Source organism: Streptomyces sp. NPDC046870, from assembly GCF_040704595.1.
Taxonomy (GTDB): domain Bacteria; phylum Actinomycetota; class Actinomycetes; order Streptomycetales; family Streptomycetaceae; genus Streptomyces; species Streptomyces argyrophylli.
On the sequence record NZ_JBEYXM010000028.1, the window covers coordinates 34412 to 58159 of the forward strand.

At 72.6% G+C, this 23748-nt stretch carries 16 protein-coding genes; 9 read left to right on the top strand and 7 right to left on the bottom strand.

The features are described from left to right. The first annotated feature begins 492 nt into the window (after positions 1-492). The 4 genes from AB0946_RS35820 (at position 493) to AB0946_RS35835 (ending at position 6972) form a co-directional block, all read left to right on the top strand. Positions 493-4086, top strand: coding sequence for a S8 family serine peptidase (locus AB0946_RS35820; RefSeq protein ID WP_366764878.1), 3594 nt, complete (start codon positions 493-495; stop codon positions 4084-4086). Between the two features lie 366 nt (positions 4087-4452). Then, positions 4453-5913, top strand: coding sequence for a GAF domain-containing SpoIIE family protein phosphatase (locus AB0946_RS35825; protein WP_366764879.1), 1461 nt, complete (start codon positions 4453-4455; stop codon positions 5911-5913). Between the two features lie 5 nt (positions 5914-5918). Next, on the top strand, positions 5919-6287 hold the full coding sequence (locus AB0946_RS35830) for an STAS domain-containing protein (RefSeq protein ID WP_366764880.1): 369 nt from the start codon (positions 5919-5921) through the stop codon (positions 6285-6287). A 103-nt stretch (positions 6288-6390) separates the two neighbouring features. Further along, the gene (locus tag AB0946_RS35835) at positions 6391-6972 is read left to right on the top strand and encodes a GNAT family N-acetyltransferase (RefSeq protein ID WP_366764881.1); all 582 of its coding nucleotides are present in this window, start codon (positions 6391-6393) and stop codon (positions 6970-6972) included. Positions 6973-7013: 41 nt separating this feature from the next. Here AB0946_RS35835 and AB0946_RS35840 read toward each other — a convergent pair whose 3' ends face one another. The 7 genes from AB0946_RS35840 to AB0946_RS35870 form a co-directional block, all read right to left on the bottom strand. Then, positions 7014-7697 carry a helix-turn-helix domain-containing protein gene (locus tag AB0946_RS35840; protein ID WP_366764882.1) on the bottom strand — a complete coding sequence of 228 codons (684 nt, stop codon included), beginning with the start codon at positions 7695-7697 and terminating at the stop codon, positions 7014-7016. 61 nt (positions 7698-7758) lie between these two features. After that, positions 7759-9426, bottom strand: a complete 1668-nt coding sequence (locus AB0946_RS35845; RefSeq protein WP_366764935.1) for an allophanate hydrolase — start codon at positions 9424-9426, stop codon at positions 7759-7761. Between the two features lie 5 nt (positions 9427-9431). Beyond that, positions 9432-13043: an urea carboxylase gene (gene uca, locus AB0946_RS35850; protein ID WP_366764883.1), complete on the bottom strand. Its 3612-nt coding sequence runs from the start codon at positions 13041-13043 to the stop codon at positions 9432-9434. Continuing rightward, complete coding sequence (locus AB0946_RS35855; RefSeq protein WP_366764884.1) at positions 13040-13966, bottom strand: urea amidolyase associated protein UAAP2; 927 nt, start codon at positions 13964-13966, stop codon at positions 13040-13042. Before AB0946_RS35855 ends, uca begins: the two co-directional genes overlap by 4 nt. A 1-nt stretch (position 13967) precedes the next feature. Continuing rightward, entirely contained in the window at positions 13968-14921 is a 954-nt protein-coding gene (locus AB0946_RS35860) for an urea amidolyase associated protein UAAP1 (RefSeq protein ID WP_366764885.1), read from the bottom strand. Between the two features lie 73 nt (positions 14922-14994). Then, positions 14995-16599, bottom strand: a complete 1605-nt coding sequence (locus AB0946_RS35865; RefSeq protein ID WP_366764886.1) for an amino acid permease — start codon at positions 16597-16599, stop codon at positions 14995-14997. A gap of 511 nt (positions 16600-17110) precedes the next feature. Next, the gene (locus AB0946_RS35870) at positions 17111-17884 is read right to left on the bottom strand and encodes a winged helix-turn-helix domain-containing protein (RefSeq protein ID WP_366764887.1); all 774 of its coding nucleotides are present in this window, start codon (positions 17882-17884) and stop codon (positions 17111-17113) included. A gap of 204 nt (positions 17885-18088) precedes the next feature. Here AB0946_RS35870 and AB0946_RS35875 point away from each other — a divergent pair, with 204 nt between their 5' ends. From AB0946_RS35875 to AB0946_RS35895, 5 genes are all read left to right on the top strand, one after another. Continuing rightward, positions 18089-18169 (top strand): putative leader peptide, encoded by an 81-nt coding sequence (locus AB0946_RS35875; RefSeq protein ID WP_366764936.1) that lies wholly within the window; start codon positions 18089-18091, stop codon positions 18167-18169. A 162-nt stretch (positions 18170-18331) separates the two neighbouring features. Continuing rightward, positions 18332-19966 (top strand): ABC transporter substrate-binding protein, encoded by a 1635-nt coding sequence (locus tag AB0946_RS35880; protein WP_366764888.1) that lies wholly within the window; start codon positions 18332-18334, stop codon positions 19964-19966. Positions 19967-19969: 3 nt separating this feature from the next. Further along, positions 19970-20926 (top strand): ABC transporter permease, encoded by a 957-nt coding sequence (locus tag AB0946_RS35885; protein WP_366764889.1) that lies wholly within the window; start codon positions 19970-19972, stop codon positions 20924-20926. 5 nt (positions 20927-20931) lie between these two features. Beyond that, the gene (locus AB0946_RS35890) at positions 20932-21768 is read left to right on the top strand and encodes an ABC transporter permease (protein WP_366764937.1); all 837 of its coding nucleotides are present in this window, start codon (positions 20932-20934) and stop codon (positions 21766-21768) included. Then, complete coding sequence (locus AB0946_RS35895) at positions 21765-23747, top strand: ABC transporter ATP-binding protein (protein ID WP_366764890.1); 1983 nt, start codon at positions 21765-21767, stop codon at positions 23745-23747. The genes AB0946_RS35890 and AB0946_RS35895 overlap by 4 nt, the downstream gene beginning before the upstream one ends. Position 23748: the final 1 nt, after the last annotated feature.

Here is a 23748-nt window from a genome sequence, read left to right on the forward strand (position 1 = left end):
TCCACGTACCGTTCCCGAGCCCAACTGATGGGGCGTTCGCTCCAGGCGGCGACTGCCCTTTGACACCTATGGGGAAGACGAGGACAAGGCCGAGGACGTGGCCGCACTCGGCTCGCCGGGCACGGCACGCTCCCACGCGTGTGCGGATGGCCGAACAAACCCCGGCCCCGCCCAGGCCACACCCCCGGGTCAACCCGTGCCGTGTTAACACCAGCTATCCAAGTGCTTTACATGCCTGCCGGAAGATGGTCGGATTCGACGGATCACGATCATGGAGGACATGTGCCCGTCCCTTTTTCACGAATATGTGTAACATCAGCCGCTGCGTTGCTCGTTGCCGCGCTCGGGGTTCCGACAGCAGCCCACGGCGCCGATCCCCCAGCCCCTGCCGCCGTCTCCCCGACGGAACACAGCCAGCCGCATGGCACGCCTCTCACCCTCACGCTGATCACCGGCGACCAGGTCACGGTGACCCGAGGACCGGGCAACGCCGTGTCGGTGCAAGGCGTCCAGCGCCCACCGGGAGCCGCCGGCTCGGTGCGGGTCACCGTGGAGAACGGTGACACGTATGTGTACCCGGACGAAGCCATGGCCTACATCGCGACCGGCGGACTCGACCGGCAGCTCTTCAACGTCACCCAGCTGATCGCCCAGGGCTACGACGACGCACACACCAGCGCCCTCCCCCTGATCATGACCCGCGCGCAGGGCACCGCCACGGCCAGGACCGGGACCGACCTGCCGGGCGCCCGGACCACCGCGCAACTCCCCGCCATCCGGGCGCAGGCCGTCCGCACCCAGCACACGAAGGCCGCCGCCTTCTGGACGGCCCTCACCGCCATCGCGAACCCCCACACCCGGCGGTCCGCCGACGGCGCCGCCACCACTCCGTCGTTCACCGCCGGCGTCGGCAAGGTGTGGCTCGATGCCAAGGCCCACGCCGACCTGGCCGACACCACCGCGCAGATCGGCGCCCCCCGGGCCTGGACCGCCGGCGGCACCGGCGCCGGGGTGCGGGTCGCCGTACTGGACTCCGGCGTCGACACCACCCACCCCGACCTCGCCCCGCGCGTCATCGGCACCCGGAGCTTCGTCCCGGGTGAGGACGTCATCGACCACAACGGCCACGGCACCCACACCGCCTCCACCGTCGTGGGCACCGGCGCCGCGTCCGGCGGCAAGGAACGAGGCGTCGCCCCCGGCGCCGACCTGCTCGTCGGCAAGGTGCTCGACGACTCCGGCTCCGGCGCGATGTCACAGATCATCGCGGGCATGGAGTGGGCGGCCCGCACCGAGCACGCCAAGGTGATCAACATGAGCCTGGGCACACCGGTCTGGCACACCCAGGACGACCCCCTGAGCCAGGCGGTCAACCAGCTCAGCGCGGAGACCGGGGCACTCTTCGTCATCGCCGCGGGCAACGCCGGCAACAACCCGTACAGCGTGAGCTCACCGGGTACCGCCGACGCCGCCCTCACCGTCGGCGCGGTCGACGCCTCCGACCAGCTCGCCGGGTTCTCCAGCACCGGCCCGCGGCAGAACGACGACGGCCTCAAACCCGACATCACCGCACCCGGCGTCGACGTACTGGCCGCGCGGTCGCAGTACTCGCAAGGCGGCGAAGGCTACTACCGCACCGACAGCGGCACCTCCATGGCAGCCCCGCACGTCGCCGGCGCGGCCGTCCTGCTCGCCCAGAAACACCCGCAGTGGACCGGTGCGGACATCAAGAACGCGCTGATGAGCACCAGTGCGCCGACCCCCGCCTACAGCCCCTACCAGGCAGGTTCCGGCCGTGTCGACGTCGCCGCCGCCTACCTGGACGACCAGATCATCGCCAGCGGCTCGGTGGACGCCGGACTCGTCCGCTGGTCGGCGGACCACCAGCACGCGCCGGTCGAGCGGCACCTCACCTACCGCAACACCACCGACCACGCCGTCACGCTCGCCCTCTCCGTCGACCCCGGCACCGCGCCGGCCGGAGTGTTCACACCGGCCGCCTCGCGCCTCACCGTGCCGGCCCACGGCACCTCCACGGTCCGTCTCCTCGCCGACCCGAACGGGCTGGCGCCGGGACAGTACGGCGCACAGGTCGTCGCCCGCTCCGCGACGGGTGCCGTCCACACGGTCGTGGGGATGTCCGTCGAGTCCGAGAAGTACGACCTGACGGTCCACCTCAAGGACCGGCACGGCAAGCCCGTGGACAACGATGTCGAGATCACCGGCGCGGACGGACGGACCACCATCATGTGGGTACCGAACGGAACGCTCACCACCCGCCTCGCCCCCGGCTCGTACACGATCGTCTCCACCCTGGACGTCGAGGGACGCCACGGCCCCGACTCCCTCGGCTACGCCGTACTGACCGACCCCGAACTCGACCTGACCGGCGACCAGGACGTCGTCCTCGACGCCTCCCGCATCCGCCGGATCAAGGTGGACACCCCCAAGCCCGCATCCGTCACCACCAGCAGGATCGACCTGTTCCGCTCCTTCACCTCGAACACCCCGTCCCCCAGCGACGGACAGGCCCTGCACGAGATCCTCATGCCCTCGGCCGCCTACGACAGCCTGTGGGCGCTGCCCACCAAGGGACGGGTGAAGAAGGGCAGCTTCGTCTTCACCACCCGCATCCGCGCCGAGCAGACCCCCCTGATGATCACCTACCGCGGCGGGCACACCCTCGACGACACCCTGCTGACACAACCCGGAAGCCACCCCTTCCCGGACGGCACCACCCACGTCGACGCCGTCTTCGCCGGCACGGGCACGACCGCCGAGTACGCAAACCTCGACGCCCGCGGCAAGGCCGTCGTCGTCCGGCACAGCACCGAGGTGACCGCCACCGACCAGGCCGCCGCGGCACACACCGCGGGCGCGGCGATGCTCCTCGTCGTCAACGACGGCGACGGCCGCGGACTCGACTGGTACGGCGACCCGGACGGCAGGACGGCCGGACAACTCCCCGTCACCTCCCTCACCCAGGACGAGGGCGAGGATCTGATCAGCAGCATCCACGACGCGAGCCGCGACCGGCTGAAGCTGGCAGTCCAGGCACACCCCTCGCCCGCCTACCTGTACGACCTGGCCGACTACCACCAGGGAGGCGTGCCGGACGACCCGTCCGCGAAGACCGATCCCGGCCATCTCGCGCGCATCGACAACACCTTCGCCCCGCCGGCCGGCAAGCAGGTCACCGAGAGCCGCGAGGACAGCCCGCCGTACGAGTACTGGCCGGCCGCCTACCCCTACGCCGGGTTCGGCATGACGCGCGTGCCGCCCTTCCCGCGTGAGCCGGTCGCCGCGGGCCACCGCACCGACTGGGTGTCCACCGGGAACGGCGTCAAGTGGCAGCAGTACGCGGCCGTCGACGGCTGGTCGACCTTCACCGACGTCGTCGGCTACCGCCCGGGCAGCGTCCACGACGAGCACTGGTTCGGCCCCGTCGTCCGGCCACGCATGGTCGGTTTCGAGGTGCCCCACCGCGTCGGCAACGCCATGGGCGGCACGCTCGCGGGCTTCGGCGACGGAGGATCCGCCCACAGCGGCGACGGCAACCTCATGACACGCAGCTTCGCGCTCTACCAGGGAGACACCCTGCTGGTACGGAACGGAGCCCGACCGGACTTCGGCGTGGGCGACCTGCCGCCGCAGACACTTCCGTACCGGCTCGTCGCCGACACCCGGTCCGACAGCGACGTCCTGCCGTACTCCAGGACCACCCACACCGAGTGGACCTTCCACTCCGGCACCGCCGACGACCAGGCCCTCCCACTCGTCCAGCTCGACTACGGCACGGACGTGGACCTCGCCGGGCGCGCCAAGCGCACCTCGCCGTTCTCCGTCCAGCCCGTCGTCCTCGGCAGCACCGCCACCGACGACACCGTCACCACGGTCCGCCTCGACATCTCCTACGACGACGGGGCGACCTGGCACCGGCAGGACCTGAGGCGAGACGAGGACACCTGGCGGACTCTGCTGCACGCCCCCTCCCGGGCCGGCTACGTGTCCTTCCGCGTCACCGCCAGGCAGCGCAACGGCGACGGCGTCACCCAGACCGTCACCCGTGCCCTCGGCCTGCGCTGACCCCCACGCCACGGCCGGTGCCCCACGTCCCCCGGCGTGGGGCACCAGCGGAACGCGACCGGGGCTGCGCCCGGGGCCCTCCGGCTCCTCGTGCGGCCTCGCGTGTCAGTGGAACCGTGGCCGGCGCTGAGAGTGGTCGGCCGCGCGAGGTGCCACGCCTTCGTCGTCCGCAGACGGACGCGGAGGAAACGTGCCTGGTGGGGCTGCCGGACCGGGGCCCAACGGGAGGGCGGCGCTGCGGGTCGACACCGGTGGTGATCCTGTGAAGAGCCACCCCGATGGCCTTCGCACACGCGTTCCGCATAGGCTTGCCGCCGGCCCGAGTCGCGCCCAGTGGCTGCGGGACGTCAAGGAGGTGGAAGGCCGATGCCCGAGCAGGCTTCGGCATCCGAGGACGGCGCTACTGACACGCGCCTGCATCTGGTGCCCGACGAGGCCGTCGAGGTGGGCCGGATGGAGGCGGTGCGCCGCTACGACATCCTCGACACCCCGCCCGACGGAGCGTTCGACCGGGTGGCTGCGCTGGCAGCCCGGCTGTTCGACGTCCCCGTGGCGACGGTGACGATCGTGGACGAGGACCGGATCTGGTTCAAGGCCGCGCACGGCCTGGACGGGGTCAGCGAGATCGGCCGGGACCCGGGCCTGTGCGGTTCCGCGGTGCTGCGCGACGATGCGCTGGTGATTCCCGACACCCTGCTCGACGACGTCGCCTGCGGCAACCCGCTGGTCACCGGTCCGCTGGGGGTTCGGTTCTACGCCGCCGCGCCGATCACCACCGCGGACGGGCACAAGCTGGGCACGGTCAACGTCCTGGACACCAAGCCCCGCTCCATCACCTCCGAACAGACTGCCACGCTGACCGATCTGGCGGCGATCGTGTTGGACGAGATGGAGCTGCGCCTGTCCGCGCTGCGCACCGTGCGCCAGGAGCAGCGGGCCGCCGAGGCCGAGCGGTCGGCCCGGGAGCAGGCGGAGAGGGACAAGGCGGCGATCGCCTCCTTCGCCTCCACCTTGCAGCGCACTCTGTTGCCGCCGGCACTGCCGGTGGTGCCCGGCCTGGAGCTGGCCTGTCACTATCACACCGCTTCCGCGCACGACGTGGGCGGCGACTTCTACGACGTCTTCCCGCTGCCCGCCGGGAAGTGGGGACTGTTCCTGGGGGACGTGTGCGGCAAGGGCGCCGAGGCGGCCACCATCACCTCCCTGGCCCGCTACACCCTGCGGGCCTCCGCCCAGCACACGGACGATCCCGTTGCGGTACTCGAGGCCCTGAACAGCGCCCTGCTGGCCGATGTGTGGGCGGGCAGCCGGTTCTGCACCGCTTTCTTCGCCACCCTCACCCCCGACGCGGCCGGGGGCTTCAGCGTGGAGCTCGCCACCGGTGGGCACCCCCCGGCCTACCACCTCAGCCCCGCCCCGCCCGAAGCCGGGTCCGCCACCCACACGCGGGTGGAAGCGGTCCATCCCAAGGGCGGCATGCTCATCGGGGCCTTCCCCGGCGCCCGCTTCGCCTCCACCACCCTCCACCTCGCCCCGGGCCAGGCCCTGCTCCTCTACACCGACGGCCTGACCGAGGCACACACCAGCACCGGCACCATGCTCGGTGACGAGGGCCTGACGGCCTTCCTCACCGCGCGTCCCGCCTCGTGCGGGGCGGCGCAGTTGATCCAGGACACCGTCGGTCTGCTGGACGCCCTGCCCGAGGGCGCGAGTGACGACGTCGCCCTGCTGGCTCTGTCGGTTCCCACTCCCGACCAGGCCGCCGCCGCGACGGGGGCCGGATCCACCGCACACACCGCCGCCGCGCCCGCCGGCGAGGAGCACTGACCACCATGACCGACGACATCGAGCTGACCCTGACCGCCACCCCCGGTCCCGCAACGGTCGCCAGCGTCACCGGCGAGATCGACCTGCACACCGCACCCGGCTTGCGTACCCGCGCGCTGGAGCTGATCGACCAGGGCCACCGCCAATTGATCCTGGACATGTCCGGTGTGGGCTATTGCGACTCCGCCGGCCTCAGCGCACTGATCGGCATCTGGCACGGCGCCCAGGACGCCGGCGGCTCCCTGACCCTGGCGGCCATCCCCGACCGGCTGATGCGCATGCTCACCCTCACCGGAGTGGACAGCCTCCTGCCCCACTACCCGAGCACCGCCGACGCGCTCAACGCCCACCAGGGCGCCCACAACGCCGTCTGAACGGCTTCGTCGACCGAAGGCCGACAGGCAGCACCCCACTTGGTGACGGACGCGGCACGAAAACTCCCTGGACCCTCCCAACCGGCTCGGTCATCATCCTCACGTGACCACCTACCTCGAGTCCGAGCGCCTGACTCTGCGCCCCTTCCTCGCCGCCGACGCGGACCTACTGGTCGAGTTGGACAGCGACCCGGCGGTGATGCGCTACCTGACCGGCGGCGCTCCGACCCCGCCTGAGGAGGTCCGCGACCTCGTCATCCCCAGCATCCTCGCCGGTTACGAGCGCTGGGATCACGACCTCGGCCTCTTCGCCGCGTACGAGAAGGACGGCGGCGCGTTCGCCGGCTGGTTCTGCCTGCGTCCACTGCGCAACGGCCCGCGTGAGCAGGCCGAGCTCGGCTACCGCCTGCGCCAGGCGGCCTGGGGACGGGGCTACGCCACGGAGGTCTCGCGGGCGCTGCTGGCGAAGGGGTTCGCCGAGCTCGGCATCCGTATGGTCTGGGCCGAGACGATGACCGTGAATCGCCCTTCGCGCAACGTCATGGAGAAGCTCGGGATGACGCTCGCGGAGAGCATCCCCACGCCGGACGACATGATCGCGGTCGAGGGTTCCGAGTACGGGGGTGTGCGGTACGAGATCACGAAGGCGCAGTGGGAGCGGGTTCACCCGGCCCTGACCGGGTGACGGCAGGGTGGGTGGGCGCGGTCCGCCTGGTGGGGCGGTGGTCACGTCAAGAGATCCAGCAGGGTTCGCGCTTCTGATCTGGCGATGGTCACGGCGGGCTCGGGGAGGCCGCACAGGCGCAGGCAGGAGGAGGCGATGGCGTCGGCGTCGGCCGGTTCCGGCTCACGGGAGCGCCGTATCTGGATGACGACCTCCACCAGCTGGATCAGCAGGTCGCCGAGGTGCTCGGTGCTCATGCCGCGGGTGACGGCCTCGGCCGCCGCCAGGGTGCCGAGGGCGCCGTAACTCGCCTGGAGCCGGCCTCGTTCGGCGCGGAAGGCGTCGAACCGCCCGGCCCGCACCTCCGGCAGGAGATAGAGCGTGCCGATGTTGTGCGGGGTGCGGGAGAGGGTGCGTACGTCCATCGCGGCCACCGCGTAGAGCGCCGCGGCCGGATGCGCCCGCTCGGGCACCAGCGCCCGGATCTGCTCCACCATCCGCAGGCTGGGCCGCACGGACGTGGCCAGCAGCTCGGCGAGGATCTCCTCCTTGGTGGCGAAGTGGTAGTAGAGCGAGGCCTGTCTGATGCCCACCCGTTCGGCGATCATCCGGGTGCTGGTACCGGCGATCCCGCGTTCGACGAACAGCGCTCCGGCGGCGTCGAGGATCTGTTCCCGGGCGGAAGTGCCCGGGTCGGACGGGGGCGTGTGCCGGGGCCTGCCTTGGCGGGGACGCGTCACGGTCATGGTTCCATGCTGCCATCCCGCCGCGTCCCCTCCCCTTGGGCGGTCCGGTCGCAGGGTGCCGTCATGCGGACTCCGTGTAGGCCCGCCAGCCGCCGAAGCGGGTGATGTCGGGCGCGCCCCGGACGGCGTACGGCTCCACCAGGAAGCCGCTGACCCGCCGTCCGTCGGCCAGTTCGACGCTGCCGATGGCCATCGGTGCGGGAACGGCCGCGACGAACGCTGCGAACCCGGCGGCCGGCAGACGCCAGATCTCGCCCTCGGTGCCCCCTCCGGGACCCTGGCCCGTCCCGCCGTCGACGACCCGGACCAGGCCGGGCTTGGGCGGGTCGGTGGGCAGGACGTACAGGCGGTAGCCGGTGGCGGTGCGGGCGGGGCCCGCCAGGGTGCCGCCCGCCTGCACCAGTTGCACGTTGAGCGGCTGTCCCGTCAGGTGGGCGCCGGCCACGAAGAGGTCGAGGTGCGGGGCGGCGAGACGTTCGGCCAAGGCGGCCAGGGCGCGGTCGGAGAACGCCGGGCCGGTGAGCATCACGCCGAAGGGGAGACCGTCCACGCATCCGGCGGGGACGGCGAGCGAGGCGTAGTCCAGCAGGTTGGCGAAGTTGGTGAAGCGGCCCATCCGGGCGTTGGCGGCGACGGGGTCGGCCGCCACCTGCTCCAGGGTGGGGTGCCAGGTGGTCGTAGGGGTGAGCAGCGCCGCGCAGCCGTCGAGGGCCGCGCGTCCGGCGGCGCCGAGCGCGGCGAGCCGGGCGGTGTCGGCGGCCCAGTCGGCGGCGGTCTTCTCCCGGCCGGCCAGCACGATGGAGGCGACGGTGGCATCGAGATCCGTACCGATCAGGTCCCGGTGCTTGTCCACGTGTCCGCCGACGGCGGCGTACCGTTCGGCGACGAACGCACCGCCGTACAGCAGTTCCGCGGCCCGGAGCAGCGGGGTGACGTCGGTTTCCACGATGTCCGCGCCGGTGGCCGCCAGGCGGGCGACCGTGGTGTCGAAGGCCTCGCGCCACCCGTCGGCCATGCCGTCCAGGTGCTCCGGGGCCGGGACGGCGATCCTGGGACGCGCGGGCGGCGGCGGGAGCTGGGTGCCGGTGCGGGAGAGCGGGTCGGCCGGGTCGGGGCCCTCGACGATCTCGGCGGCGGTGCGGGCGAGCCGCAGGTCGCGGGCGAAGACGGTGACGCAGTCGAGGGTGTAGCAGGCGGGGACCACGCCGGTCACCGGCACCAGGCCCTTGGTGGGCTTGACCCCGACGATGCCGTTGAGGGCGGCGGGCACCCGCCCGGAGCCGGCCGTGTCGGTGCCGAGCGCGAGGTCGGCGATGCCGAGGGCGACCGCGACGGCCGAACCGGAGGACGACCCGCCGGAGATGCGGGTGGTGTCCCAGGCGTTGCGTACGGCGCCGTAGGGACTGCGGGTGCCGACCAGGCCGGTGGCGAACTGGTCCAGGTTGGTCTTGCCGAGGACGACCGCGCCGGCCGTGCGCAGCCGCGCCACCGCGGGCGCGTCGGCCGCGGGCCGGTAGGCGTACGACGGGGCCCCCGCGGTCGTGGGCAGGCCGGCGACGTCGATGTTGTCCTTGACGGCCGCGACCAGGCCGGCCAGCGGCAGCGCCGGATCGATCCCGGCGGCCTCGGCGAGCACCTCGTCGCGGGGTCTGAGGTGGATCCAGATCTCGGGCCGGCCGGCGCTGCGGATGCGGTCGTAGGCGGCCTCGACGCGTGCGGCCGGTGTCATGGCGCTCATGCCCGCACCGCCGCCAGGACCTGGCCGGGGGCGACCTGCTGACCGGGCTTCACGTAGATCTCCAGCAGCCTTCCGGTGGCGGGGGCGCTGACCTTGGACTCCATCTTCATCGCCTCCAGGGAGAGGATCGGGTCGCCCTCGGCGACGGTGGCGCCGGGCTCGGCGACGGTCTGCCAGACGGTGGCGGTGAACGGCGCGGTGACCGGGACGGCGCCGTCCGGGACGGTGACGGCGCCGTCCTCGCCGGTGGCCGTGGCGAGTCCGGGATCGTCGTCCCGGTCGAACTCGCCGGCGGCCCGCCAGCGTTGCCGCTCGGCCTCGAACGCGGCGCTCTGCCGGGCGCGGAAGGCGGCGATCGAGCCGGCGTTGGCGGCCAGGAAGGCGTTGTACTCGGCGATCGAGAAGGTGCCCTCCTCGGTCGGGAAGGCGCCGCGGCCGGCGTCCGTCTCGGCGCGCAGTTCGAGCAGTTCCTCCGCTGTGACGGGGTACCACTCGATGCGGTCGAAGAAGCGCAGCGCCCACGGGGAGTCCTGGAAGAGGCCGCCGGTGCGGAAGCGGTTCCAGATCTGTACGGTGCGGCCGACGAACTGGTAGCCGCCGGGGCCCTCCATGCCGTAGACGCACAGGTAGGCGCCGCCGATGCCGACGGAGTTCTCCGCGGTCCAGGTGCGCGCCGGGTTGTACTTGGTGGTCACCAGGCGGTGCCGCGGGTCGAGGGGGGTGGCGACGGGGGCGCCGAGGTAGACGTCGCCGAGGCCGAGGACGAGGTAGGAGGCGTCGAAGACGGTGCGGTAGACGTCGTCGGCACTCTCCAGGCCGTTGACCCGGCGGATGAACTCGATGTTCCACGGGCACCACGGGGCGTCGTCGCGCACGCCCGCCATGTACCGCTCGATGGCCAGCCGGGTCGCCGGATCGTCCCAGCTGAGCGGCAGCCGGACCGTGCGGGAGGGAACCACCAGCTCGTTGCTGGGCGGGACCTCGTCCTCCAGCTCGCGCAGCAGGACGGCGAGGTCGCGGGCCTTCAGCCGGCGGGCGTCGGTGTGGATCTGCAGGGAGCGGATGCCCGGGGTGACGTCGAGGACGCCGGCGGGCGCGTGCGCGACGAGGGTCTCCTGGAGGGCGTGCACCCGCATGCGCAGGCCGAGGTCGAGCTCCATGGGGCCGTACTCGACGAGGACGTTGTCGTCGCCGTCCCGGCGGTAGGTGACGCTCGGGCGGGCGTCGGTGGCCGCCAGGCGGCCGAGTATGCCGTCGTCGCCGTCCCCGCCGCCGCTGATCAGCGTGGGTGAGGCACGGCGGGCGTCGAGGGCGGCGGCCTCGGCCTCCTTGACCGGTACGAAGCGGACGGTGTCGCCGGGGCGGAGCTGGCCCAGCTTCCACAGCTCGCCGCTGGCGACCACCGCGGGGCAGACGAATCCGCCGAGGGACGGCCCGTCGGGGCCCAGGATGATCGGCGTGTCACCGGTGAAGTCCAGGGCGCCCACCGCGTAGGGCGTGTCGTGGATGTTGGACGGGTGCAGTCCGGCCTCACCGCCGTCCTGACGCGCCCACCGGGGCTTGGGCCCGATCAGCCGGATTCCGGTGCGGGCCGAGTTGTGGTGCACCGTGTAGTCGGTGGCGTAGAGGGTGTCGATGTCCTCGCGGGTGAAGAACTCGGGTGCGGCGTGGGGTCCTTCGGTGACACCGATCCGCCAGTGGGGGGTGATCGCGGGGCGGCGGTGGGGTGGGGTGGGGGCACCGGTGGTGGTGTCCGCGTCCGCGTCGGCCCTGGGCCGTAGGACGTCTCCGGCGAGCAGGGCCCGGCCGCCGTGGCCGCCGAAGCCGCCGAGGGTGAAGGTCGAGGCGCTGCCCAGGTATTCGGGTACGTCGATACCGCCCCGGACGGCTACATAGCTGCGCAGGCCGGGACCGTGGCAGGCGCCGAGGACGAGCGTGGCGCCGGCCGGGACCGGCACCGGCTCCCACAGGGCCGCCGCGGTGCCGTCCACGCTGACCGGGACGGGCGCCCCGGTGACGGCGACCACGGTGGCGTCCGAGAAGCGCAGGGTCAGCCCGCCCGCGGTGACCTCCAGTGCGGGCGCCTCGGCCGGGTTGCCGACGGCCAGGTTGGCCTCGGCGAAGGAGACGGGGTCGAAGGGGCCGCTCGGCGGTACGCCCACGTGCCAGTAGCCGAGCCGGCCGGGAAGGTCCTGGACGGTGGTCATCGCTCCCGGCACCAGGACGTCGATGCGCGGATCGGGATCGGCGGTGGTGGCGAGGGTGCTGGTGCTGTGCACGGCCTCGCGCACCTCCCCCCGTACGGTCAGCGCCCGCAGCAGGCCCAGGTTGGTGACGACGCCGTTGACCCGGCTGGCGGCCAGGGCCGAGCCCAGGACGTCGAACGCGGCGTCGCGGGTGGGGCCCTGGGCGATGACCTTGGCGAGCATGGGGTCGTAGTACGGAGAGACCTCCAGGCCGGTCTCGGCGAAGCCGTCGACGCGGACGCCGGGCATGCCGTCGGCGCCCTGGCCGGGGAAGGCCGCCCGGGTGATCAGGCCCGAGGAGGGCTGGGAGTCCCGGCCGGGGTCCTCCGCGTAGACACGCGCTTCCACGGCGTGCCCGGTGGGCGTCCACTCCCTCGTGAACACCGCGTCGTCCACCGCGCCGTCCCGGGCCAGGGTGAGCATGAGTTCGACGAGGTCGACACCGTACGCCTGCTCGGTTACCGGGTGTTCGACCTGAAGCCGGGTGTTGACCTCCAGGAACGCGGCCTCCTCGCGCAGGGGGTCGTAGACGAACTCCACGGTGCCCGCGCCGCGGTAGCCGACCGAGGCGAGCAGCCGCCGCGAGGAGTCGTGCAGCAGCGCGCGGACACGGGCGGGCAGGGCGGGGGCCGGGGCCTCCTCGATCACCTTCTGGTTACGGCGTTGCAGCGAGCAGTCGCGGTCGCCGATGACGGCGATCCGGCCGGTGCCGTCGCCGAAGACCTGCACCTCGACGTGGCGGGCGGGGCGTACCAGGCGCTCCAGGAAGACCCCGGCCGACCCGAAGTTGGACTCGGCGAGGGCGGCGACGCGGGCGAAGGCCTCGCGCACCTCGTCCGCGGTGGCGCAGGCCTGCATGCCGATGCCGCCGCCACCGCCGGTGGCCTTGACCATCACGGGCAGCCCGATCGACCCGGCCGCGGTGACGGCCTCCTCCGCGGTCGCGAGCAGCTCGGTGCCGGCCAGCAGCGGGACTCCGGCCGCCTTGGCCAGGGCGCGGGCGGTGTGCTTCTCGCCGAAGGCGGTGATCTGGTCGGCGGTCGGTCCCGCGAAACGCAGTCCGGTCTCCTCCACGGCACGGGCGAAGGCGGTGTTCTCGGAGAGGAAGCCGTAGCCGGGGTGGATGATGCCGGCGCCGTGCGCGAGCGCGGCCTCGATGATCGCGTCGCCGCGCAGATACGACTCCCGGGCCGGCGCCGGCCCCAGACGGACCGCATGGTCGGCCTCGCGCACGTGCGGGGCGGCCCGGTCGGCGTCGGAGAACACGGCGACGGTGCCCAGGCCCATCTTCCGGGCGGTACGGATGACACGTCGGGCGATCTCACCGCGGTTGGCGACGAGAACGACGGTGGGGCGGGTCACGCGGCCTCCTCCGAGGTGGTGCGCGCGGTGTGCGGGCACGGTGGGGCGAACACGCCGAGGCCAGCGGGGGCCGCCGGGTCAGGGCCCCCGGCCACCGGCCCTTCCCTGCCCGGACCACCCCCTTCCGGGCCTGCCTCACCCGGCCCACCCCCATCCCGGCCGCCCGGCTCCTCGCCCTCCGTCGGGTCCGTGACGATCATGCGCAGCGGGGTCGGGTTGAAGTCGTTGCACGGGTTGTTCATCTGGGGGCAGTTGGAGACGATCACCAGGACGTCCATGTCGGCGCGCACCGCGACCCGGCGGCCCGGTGCGGACATGCCGTCCACGATGCCCAGCGCGCCGTCCGCCTCGACGGGCACGTTCATGAACCAGTTGAGATTGGAGACGAGGTCGCGCACCCCCAGGCCGCGCCGGCCTGCCTCGGCGAGGAAGTTCTCGCGGCAGCCGTGCTGGAACATCACGTGGTGGCCGTAGCGCAGGGTGTTGGACTCCTTGCCGCAGGCGCCGCCGATGGTGTCCTGGCGGTCGATCTCGTTGGCCACGACGGTCATCAGCGGGCGCCCCTCGTTGCTGCGCAGCACGGTCCCCGTGCGCACGTAGGCGTTGCCCTGCCAGGCCAGGGTGTCGGGGACGCTGTAGCGCTCCGCTGGATCGGCGGCGTTGTAGAGCAGACAGTCGGCCGACTGGTTCCCGCCCACGTCGACGATGGTCAGGACGTGGCCCTTCGCCACCACCGCCGACCACGGCGCGTTGGGGGCCACCACCTCGTCCAGGACGACGGCGCCCCCGACCAGGCTCGTTCCCCAGTCCAGGGCGGAGCCCTCCGCGTACACGGCGCCCACCGGCACGGTGGAGGCGAGGGTGCCGCCCGCGGCGGTCGGACGGGTGGTCGGTGCGTTCTCGGTCCGAGTCGTGGTCGCCATGTCACAGCCCCCTGGCTTCGCAGTAGTCGGCGGTGTTGAGGTACGCCCGGTGCAGTTCCGGCGTGGTGGTGAACCGCCGTTCCTCCGGGCCGGTCGGTTCGCCGCGCCAGGCGTGCACCCGCAGCGGCCCGACGACATAGCCGGGCCGCGGGTCCAGCGGGTGGGCGACATTGGCGACCAGCACCAACAGGGGCAGTTCCGCGACGAGTTCGACATACGTGCCCGGACCGGCGCTGCCCTGCCAGGCGAGGGTGCCGTCCGCCTCGACGCGTACGCCCTGGAAGAAGGAGACGCCGGGCGGCAGATCGCGGCCGCTCAGACCGTGCTTGGCGGCGGCCTTGAGGAAGAGTCCGCGGCCGGACGGCGACGGACCCTCCGGGCGGGCGTCACCGTACTTGCGCGCGTTCCACGCGTCGGTGCTCGTACCGCAGAAGGCGTCGTGCCGGCCGGAGGAGTCACCGCTGACCACGGCCAGGACCCGGCCGTCGCCGGAGAGCAACGGATGGTTCTCGCCCAGGTACGCCTGCCACGGGATCTTCTGGGTGTCGGCGACGTTGAGCCGCTCGACGGGCTCCAGCGCGTTGAAGAGCAGCAGGTGGGCACAGGCGTCACCGGTCGGGTCGTCGAAGCGCAGCCGGGTGCCGCGGGCGAGGACCTTGTGGGTGTAGCCGCCGGGTGCCACCGTCTCCGCCCACACGAGGGCGGCCGGGTCCACCCCCGGAGGGCGGTACGGGCTGCCGGACGCGGGCAGGTACGGCATCCACGTGCCGGCCTGCCCGCCCTGCGCGCGGGCGTCGACGCGGGCACTGCGGACACTGTCGGTCAGGTGCAGATCCCGGACCCGGGCGGCGGCCCGCCCCTCGGTCGGCTGCCCGGAGAACGGTGCGGTGAGCGGTGCGGTGGGGTGCTGGTCGTACGGCGGCGCGCCGGCCGTCGACCCTTCGGCCGTGTTCATGGATGTCCCGTCATCCTCTCGTCGGTGATTCGTCTGTACGTCGGGCGATCAGGCGGTCGGCGGGCGGACGGCGTCACGCCGGCTCGGTGACAACCCGGGCCTCGGCCGGCGGCTCGACGTGCGTGTGGGGTACGTGCCTCAGCTCGATACGGCGGTGCAGCCGGCGGACGAGGAAGTAGCCGGCACCGGCGGCCAGGCTCAACCCGATGAACAGCGGGGCGCTCCACCGCAGCCACCACGTCCCGCCGGTGAGGTCGTAGATCTCCGGGCGCGGCCAGGCCAGGTTGACCGTCATGCCCGTCTGGTAGAGCACGGCGAGCGTGGTGACCGCGATCCCCCGGCGGCCCAGCGAGAACAGCGGCCGGCCGGTCTCGTCGACGCCGCCGGGGAGGCCGCCGGTGCGCCGGTGCCGGATCCGGGCGATGAGCAGCGGCAGCGTCACGCCCAGGTAGGCCAGGTACAGCATGGCGATGCAGAGGCTGGAGAGGGCGGTGAAGATCGCCGACTGGCGGACGTTGACCAGCAGGGCGATCGCGGCGCCCACGCCCACGACGACCGACGCGACGACCGGTGTGCCGGTACGTGCGGAGACCTTGCCGAGGTGCCGGTGGAACGGCAGGGCGCCCTCGCGCGCCATGGAGTACATCATCCGGGCGCCGGAACTCTGCACGGCCAGGGTGCAGGCGAACACGGCCACCGCGACGCAGCACAGCAGCAGTCGGCCCAGGACGCCGCCGAGCCGGTCGGTGAGCACCCAGGACAGGCCGCCGGCGGCGAGCTTGCCGTCGGTCAGGCTGGGCGCCGCCAGCAGCCCCGCGAGGATCAGCAGCGCCCCGCCGACACCCGAGGTGATCAGCGCCCGCAGGATGGTCCGGGGAGTGGTCCGGCGCGGGCTGTGGGTCTCCTCCGCCAGTTCGCCCGCCGAGTCGAAGCCGACCATGACGTACGCGGCCATCAGCGAGGAGGCGAGGAAGGCACCGGCGTAGCCGCCGTGGCCGGACCAGCCGGTGTGGTGCAGCACGGCCTGCGGACCCCGCTCGGGCAGGAAGAAGAGCACCAGCACCAGCACGACCACGCCGATGATCTCGACGGTGACGCCGAAGCTGGTGGCGGCGGCCGTCTGGCGGATGCCGAGGATGTTCACCACGGTGGTGACCACCAGCAGCAGGCAGCCCAGCAGGACCGCGTTCCGCGCGCCGGTCGGGGAACCGAGCGAGGGATCGGCGCCCGGCCCGCCGACGAGCTGGAAGCCGGACCAGATGCCCGGCAGCACCGCCTGCGCCGCGATCGCTGCCGCCGCGACCGTCAGGATCTGCCCGATGATCATGATCCAGCCGGTGAACCAGCCCGCCGTGGTGCCGGCGAGCCGGCTCGACCACTGGTAGATCGCCCCGGATATGGGCCAGCGCGCCGCCAGCTCGGCGAAGCAGAGCGCGACCAGCAACTGGCCCGCGAAGACCAGCGGCCAGGTCCAGAAGAAGGCCGCGCCGCCGAGGCCGTAGCCGAGACCGAAGAGCTGGAAGACGGTGGTGAGGATGGACACGAAGGAGAAGCCCGCGGCGAAGGACGCGAAGCCGCCGACTCCGCGGCGAAGTTCCTGCTGGTAGCCGACGTCGGCGGGACTGGTCGTGACGTCACCGTCAGGGCGCTGCCGAGAGACGAATTCGGGCCGGCTCATTCGCCGCACCTCCGATCGGTTGCGGTTACCTGTCGTCTGACAGGTATGGCGATGCTCGACCGCACCGGTCTCGCGCCCGAGTCCCGGGCGTTAACTTCGTGTATCCGGTGCCGGGTGCGGCGTGACCCGGTCAGCCCGCCTCGAACCCGGCGCACATGCCACTGCGCGTACCGCGCGCCGGCTGAGGCAGGCCATGACCACGCCCGCGTGACCTTGCCACCGGTAGGGGCTACGACCTTCCGACCGGCCTCGTCCGTGCAGCGCATCGCCGCGCCGGAACCGGACTACCTGCACCTGCCCGTCGACGCGCCCACCACGAGACCTCTCTCGTGCTGTGCGGCGCGGGCGCCGAGCGCACCCTCAACGCCGACTTCCTGCACGGAGCAGGGCCGCGAGGCGTGAGAGGTGATCTTCGCCAGGTGCAACGGGCTCGCGTTCCCCGCTGGTTCGGCCAGGGCGCGCTGGCGGGTCCGCGCTCCCGGGACTGCCGCAGCGGTCGTGACCTGTGCCGTCAGCCGCTCTCGGCCGGTGCCGGTGTCGCGCGCAGACGGAAGCCGACGCCTCGTTCCGTCGTCAGCAGAACCGCGGCACGCGGGCCGAGTTTGCGGCGGATGCGGTGGATGTGCAGGTCGACGGAGCGACTGCGGCTGCCCGCCCATTCGCCCAGCCCCGAGCGCAGGTCCTCCCGGGTGACGACCCGGCCGTTGCCGCGCAGGAGGGCGGTCAGCAGCCGGAACTCCAGCGGGGTCAGAGCGACCGGAGCTCCGTCCACCAGCATGCGCTGGCCGCCCGGGTCGAGGCTGATCGGGGACGGCGCGGCGGCCACGTAGGAGCCTGGCAGCGTGCCGCCCGGCACCACCGGCAGACCCGCGGCGCGCCAGGCCTCGTAGCCGCCGGCGACGTCGGTGGCCCGCACCAGTCCGAGATCGTGCAGGCCCGCGGCGGCCATGCTCGACATGTACCCCTGCGAGCACATGATGATCGCGCGCAGGGAGTGGTCGGTGGCCTCCTCGATGCGCCAGGTGCTGCAGGGGTCCAGCCGCCACTCCAGCACGTTCCGGTCCATGACGAGGGAGCCGGGGATCTCGCCCTCGGCGCGCCGCACCAGGTCCGCGCGGACGTCCACCAGCAGAGCGCCGTCCGCGAGTTCGGCGGCCGCGTCCTCGGGAGCCAGCCGCCGCAGGCGGGTGCGGGCGCGGGCCAGCAACTCGTCGATCGACGAGTGATGGATGTCAGGTGTGCCGCCCGAAGGGCCATCGGGCCGTGTGTACGCCGGTGACTGCATTGCGAGCAACTCCCTCGTCGCGCCTCGGAGACGGCCGGTGGTCGTCACAACCGTGGCGACGACAGTCAGCGGCGAGACGCGAGGGCGCGCGGCGGGAGTCGGTCATGCCGGGAAGTCTACGGGCGGAGTTTTGCGGCAGAGTTTCTCGATTCTGAAACAGATCCCGCATTGTCTCCCGCCGAGCCGCGCTGTTATCAATGAGTCGTGACCGCGAACACGCTGCTGACCAGGAGGATCCACGTGGATCTGGTGCGCGTCGGCACGTGCGCCTGTCCGCAGCGCTGAGGCGTCCGACCGAGCGCACCGCGCCGGCCTTCTGACGTCCCTGGACCCCGCGCTTCTTCACGTTCCGCCTTTCGTCACCCGTCACTTTTCTGCCTGTACCGCACACGCCCGTGTACAGCTCCCCAGGTTGTGCCGTGCCGTCGGTCGTTCCCTGGAGAACCCATGCCTGCATCCGATGCCGACGCACCGCCCCAGAGCCGGCAGGACGTCCTGCCGGCCGGCCCCTCTCGCCGCGGCTTCCTCACTCTGACCGGCGGCGCCCTGGCCGCCCTGCTCTCGGCCTGCGCGCCGGGCGCAGGGGACGACGCGTCGGCCCGGGCGACGGCGCCGGCCACGGGCCCGGCCCGGCGCGGGGGCACCCTGCGCGTGGGCGCCCCGCCGCCGCCCACCGCCCTCGACCCGGTCACGGCGTACGACGGAACCGCCATCGCCCTCTACCAACTGGTCGCCGAATACCTGATCTGGCTCGACAAGGACTTCAAGCTGGTACCGCGGCTGGCCACCAAGTGGGCTTCGGACACGTCCGCCCGGAAGTGGACCTTCACCCTGCGCGAGGGCGTCACCTTCTCCGACGGCACGAAGCTCGACGCCGCGACGGTGAAGGGTTCGTTCGACCGGCTGCTCGACCCGAAGAACAAGTCGGCGGCCCTGTCCGCGTTCGACACCGTACTCAAGGCAGGCGGCGTGAGCACCCAAGGCGACTCCACCGTCGTCTTCACCCTCGAACGACCCTTCTCCGACTTCCCGTACCTGGTGTCGGCCGGCAACTACAACGCGGTGATCCTCAAGACGGACTACGCCGGCGACTTCGCCAAGGACGGCATCGGCACGGGCCCCTTCACCCTCACGTCGTACGACGTCTCCACCGGCGCCTCCTTCGTCCGCAACCCTACGTACTGGGACAACCCCAGGCCCTACCTCGACGGGGTGGACGTGAAGTTCTACGCCGACGACCAGGCCGACCTCGTCGCCCTGCAGTCCGGCGACATCGACGCCCAGTTCCTCAGCCAGCCGGCGCTGGTCGAACCCCTGGGAAACAGCGGGGGCATCACCGTCGACAAGGTCAGGGGGACCGGAGCCACCGTCCTCACCCTCCGCGTCGACAAGGCGCCCTTCGACCGGAAGGAGGTCCGCCAGGCCGTCGCCTACGCCCTCGACCGGCCCGCCGTCCGCCAGGCCGCCGGCAGCGGACTCGGCGACCTCGGCAACGATCACCTCTTCGCTCCGTTGTTCCCGGCCGCGCCCACCGACATCGAGCAGCGTGCCAAGGACAAGGCGAAGGTCGCCGAACTGCTCAGGGCGGCCGGCCTGAAGAGCCTGCGTTTCACGCTCACCTTCGACCCGCCCAACAAGGACTACGCGGTCACCGTCCAGAGCCAGTTGAAGGAGGTCGGCATCACCGTCGACCTCGACCAGCGGTCCTCGAAGGAGTTCTACGGCGGTGACCAGGCCAAGGACACGCCCTGGCTGTTCACCACCGCCAACCTGGTCGGCTGGGCGGGCAGAGCCGTGCCCAGCCAGTTCATCATCCCGATGGTGAAGAGCAACGGCGTCTGGAACGGCTCGAAGTACGCCAACAAGGCCCTCGACGCGGCCGCCGAGGCCTATGACACCGCCACCAGCGACGCCGAACGACGCCGGCAGGCGGAGATCATCGCCAAGGCCCTCCACGAGGACGTGCCGATCGTCATCGCGTACTGGAGCGGCGCGGCGCGCGCCTACAACAGCGACGAATTCCGGGGCGTCGAGGCCCACCCCAGCCAGTACGTCGACTTCACCACCGTCTCCCGGGTCTGAGACATGACCAGGTTCCTGCTGCGGCGGCTCGCCGCGATACCGCTGACGCTGCTGGGGGTCTCGCTCCTGGTTTTCCTCGCCACCCAGGTGCTGCCCGGCGACGTGGCCCGCACCGTCCTCGGCCGCGAGGCGTCCGACGACTCCGTGCGCGCCCTCGATCACGAACTCGGCCTCGACCAGCCGCTCGTCATGCAGTACGGCAGCTGGCTCGGACACTTCGTCACCGGCGACTGGGGCACGTCGTACACCCTGCACGTGCCCGTGCGCGGATTGCTCCTGGAGCGGCTGGGTCACTCGCTGTTCCTGGCGCTGTTCGCGTTCGCGCTGCTGGTACCCGTCGCGCTCACGCTCGGCCTGGTCGCGGGGCTGTACCACGGCCGGGTGCTGGACCGGACGATCACCGCCACGACCCTGGCGCTGGGCGCCACACCGGAGTTCGTCACCGGGGTCGTCCTGCTCGTGGTGTTCTCGGTGCAACTGAACTGGCTGCCCGCGTCCGCGCAGACCCGGCCCGGGGCCGACGGCCTGGGCCAGACCCTGTGGCACCTGCTCCTGCCGGCGATCTCGCTGGTGCTCGTGTGCACCGGCTACGTCACCCGGCACGTGCGCGCCAGCACCATCGCCGTCGTCGACGGCCCCTACGTGCGCGCGGCCCGGCTGCGCGGGGCCGGATCAGCCCGGATCGTCGTCCGGCACGTCCTGCGCAACGCCACGGTGCCGGCCACGAGCGCCCTCGGGGTCCAGTTGCAGTACCTGCTCGGCGGCGTCGTCGTGGTGGAGCTGCTCTTCAACTACCCGGGTGCCGGTGCTCTGTTGCTCAGTTCCGCGCAGGACAAGGACCTGCCGACGCTGCAGGCGAGCGCGATGATGCTGGGGGTCCTGTACATGCTGGTGGTGCTGTTGGCCGACGTGGTCTACCGGCTGCTCGATCCGCGGATACGCCTCGGGGGTGCCGCTTGACCACCGTGACCGTCGCTCTGCGGCCGCTGGGACGGGTGGGGCGGCTGCCTCTCGCCTCCGTTGTCGGCGCCACCCTGATCGTGCTGTGGACCGCCGTCGCGCTGTCGTGGCCGCACCTGGTGCCGTACGACCCGGACGTCCAGCGCCCCCAGGACCGGTTCCAGGGGCCGAGCGGGGAACACCTGCTCGGCACCGACCAGTTCGGTCGCGACGTCTTCTCCCGCATGCTGGCCGGAGCACGCCCCGTCCTGGAGGTGGCGCCCGCCGCGACCGCGCTGGCCGTCCTCGCCGGCACCGTGATCGGGCTGCTCGCCGGGGGCGTGGGCGGCTGGCTGGACGAGGTGATGATGCGGATCGTCGACGCGCTGGTCGTCTTCCCCGCCGTGATCGCCGCCGTCCTGTTCGCGGCGCTGCTCGGCCGCTCCACCGGGGTGCTGGTCCTCGTCGTCGCGGCCGCGCTGACGACGCTGGTCACGCGCAGCGTACGGGCGGCGACCCTCGCCGAGCGTGAGAAGCCGTACGTCGAGGCCGCCTTGCTCCGCGGTGAGCCGTTGTGGTCGCTGCTCGGCCGCGAGATCCTGCCCAACGTCCGCCGCACCGTGTACGTCGAGACCACCTCCCGGCTCGGCGACGCCGTGTTCGCCGCCGCGACCCTCTCCTTCCTCGGCCTCGGCCGGCCTCCGGGCTCACCGGAATGGGGCGCCGCCGTCGCCGACAACCGGGTCTGGCTCGGCAACGCACCCTGGACTGTCCTCGCGCCCGCCCTCGCGATCGTCTCGCTGGTGGTCGGGGTCGCGCTGGTCGCGGACACCTCACGACGGGCCGCAGGGGGCGAGACATGAGTACGGCCGAACGGGGTCTTGTCGTCGAGGAGTTGAGCACGGCCTACGGCCCCGATCAGGTGCTGCACGACGTGTCCTTCACAGTGGCTCCTGGCGAGATCTTCGGCCTGGTCGGCGAGTCGGGCTGCGGCAAGTCGACCCTGGCGTACGCGCTCGCCCGGCACTTCGAACCCGGAGGCAGGGCGCTGGGCGGTGCCGTACGGCTGGACGGCACCGACGTACTGGACCTCGGCGGGCGGCAGCTGAGGCAATGGCGGGCCTCCCGGCTCGCCTTCGTCCACCAGGACGCCGCGGGCTCGCTGGACCCGACGATGCGGATCGGCACCCAACTGGCCGAAGTCCTGCGCGGCAGCGGTCTGTCGCGTGCCGAGACCGCCGAGCGCGTCGTCGACCTCCTGCGCACGGTGAGGCTGCCCGACCCGCAGCGGCTCGCCCGCCGCTACCCGCACCAGCTCTCCGGCGGCCAGCAGCAGCGTGTCGTCATCGCCGCCGCTCTCGCCGCACAGCCCCGCCTGCTGATCCTCGACGAGCCGACGACGGGCCTCGACGCCTCGGTCGAGCACGAAGTGCTGGGCCTGCTGAAGGAGCTGCGGAGCCGGCTCGACGCCGCCGTGGTGTTCGTCAGCCACGACCTCGGTCTGATCGGCCGGATGTGCGACCGGGTGGGCGTGCTGTATGCGGGGCGGCTGGTGGAGGTGGGGCCGGTGAGCGAGGTCCTGGCAGCCCCGGCCCACCCGTACACCGCCGGCCTCCTGGCGGCCGTGCCGGTGCTCGGCGCGACACGCGCCGAACGCCCGCTGCGGCCCGTCCCCGGCCGGCTGCCGCTACCCGGTGAGGCCACGACGGGCTGCGCCTTCGCGCCGCGCTGCGCGCTCGCGGAGGACGCCTGCAGGGCCGCGGAACCCGCGCTGGAGGCGAAGGCGGTACCGGGCCGGGCGGTGCGCTGCCTGCATCCGGGGGAGGCCGGCACGGGGGCGCGTCCGGCAGTGCGCGGCGCACAACCGAGCGAGTCCGCCGCCGTCCTCGTCGAAGTGCGGGACCTGGTGCGGCGGTTCGGGAGCACCGTCGCCGTCGACCATGTCGATCTCACGATCCGCGAGGGTGAGGTTCTCGGTCTGGTGGGGGAGTCGGGCAGCGGCAAGACCACCCTTGCCCGGGCCGTCGCCGGGCTCGGCCCCGACGGCGAGGGTGAACTGCGCCTACGCGGCGAACCGCTCCCCGCGCGCCTGAGCCGGCGTGATGCCGAGGTACGCCCGCGCATCCAGATGGTCTTCCAGAACCCGCACGCCTCCCTCAATCCCAGCCACACCGTGCGCACCGTCCTGAGGAGATCGCTCGCCACGCTCGCGGATCCCTCCGCCGCGTCCCTCGAGACCCTGTTGGACCGCACCGGCATCGACCCCGACCTCCTGGACCGCCGCCCCGCGCAGCTGTCCGGCGGGCAGAAGCAGCGCGTCTCCATCGCCCGGAGTTTCGCGGGCCGGCCCGATCTGGTGATCTGCGACGAGCCCGTGTCCGCCCTGGACGTCAGCGTGCAGGCGGCCGTGCTCGAAGTGCTGGCCGATCAGCGGGACCGTACAGGGACGTCGTACCTCTTCATCTCCCACGATCTCGCGGTCGTCGGCCATCTGGCCGACCGGATCGCCGTCATGTACCGCGGGGTGGTCGTCGAGCAGGGGCCCGCGACCGACGTGCTGCGCGGTCCCTCGCACCCGTACACCGCCCTGCTGGTCGAGGCGGCCTCCCGCCCGGTGGCCGCCGGCCCGCCCGCCGCCGTGGCGAACGCCCCGGCACGACCGGGCGGCTGCCGGTTCGCCGGCCGCTGTACGCGCCGCATCACCGGGCTGTGCGAGGACGTGCCGCCCCCGGAGCACGACCTCGGCGGCGGCCACGTGGTGCGCTGCCACCTGGACGTCTCCGACCTGCCCGCCGGGATCCCCGCCGACGCCGCGCCAGGCGTGACCGCCGACCTCCTGTGAC

What these genes read in the sequence shown, in the direction of transcription:
- AB0946_RS35895 (WP_366764890.1), top strand. Translation starts at nt 21,765, where the DNA reads ATGAGTACGGCCGAACGGGGTCTTGTCGTCGAGGAGTTGAGCACGGCC.
- AB0946_RS35825 (WP_366764879.1), top strand. Translation starts at nt 4,453, where the DNA reads ATGCCCGAGCAGGCTTCGGCATCCGAGGACGGCGCTACTGACACGCGC.
- AB0946_RS35855 (WP_366764884.1), bottom strand. Translation starts at nt 13,966, where the DNA reads ATGGCGACCACGACTCGGACCGAGAACGCACCGACCACCCGTCCGACC.
- AB0946_RS35865 (WP_366764886.1), bottom strand. Translation starts at nt 16,599, where the DNA reads ATGAGCCGGCCCGAATTCGTCTCTCGGCAGCGCCCTGACGGTGACGTC.
- AB0946_RS35845 (WP_366764935.1), bottom strand. Translation starts at nt 9,426, where the DNA reads ATGACACCGGCCGCACGCGTCGAGGCCGCCTACGACCGCATCCGCAGC.
- AB0946_RS35885 (WP_366764889.1), top strand. Translation starts at nt 19,970, where the DNA reads ATGACCAGGTTCCTGCTGCGGCGGCTCGCCGCGATACCGCTGACGCTG.
- AB0946_RS35860 (WP_366764885.1), bottom strand. Translation starts at nt 14,921, where the DNA reads ATGAACACGGCCGAAGGGTCGACGGCCGGCGCGCCGCCGTACGACCAG.
- AB0946_RS35840 (WP_366764882.1), bottom strand. Translation starts at nt 7,697, where the DNA reads ATGACCGTGACGCGTCCCCGCCAAGGCAGGCCCCGGCACACGCCCCCG.
- AB0946_RS35870 (WP_366764887.1), bottom strand. Translation starts at nt 17,884, where the DNA reads ATGCAGTCACCGGCGTACACACGGCCCGATGGCCCTTCGGGCGGCACA.
- AB0946_RS35830 (WP_366764880.1), top strand. Translation starts at nt 5,919, where the DNA reads ATGACCGACGACATCGAGCTGACCCTGACCGCCACCCCCGGTCCCGCA.
- AB0946_RS35880 (WP_366764888.1), top strand. Translation starts at nt 18,332, where the DNA reads ATGCCTGCATCCGATGCCGACGCACCGCCCCAGAGCCGGCAGGACGTC.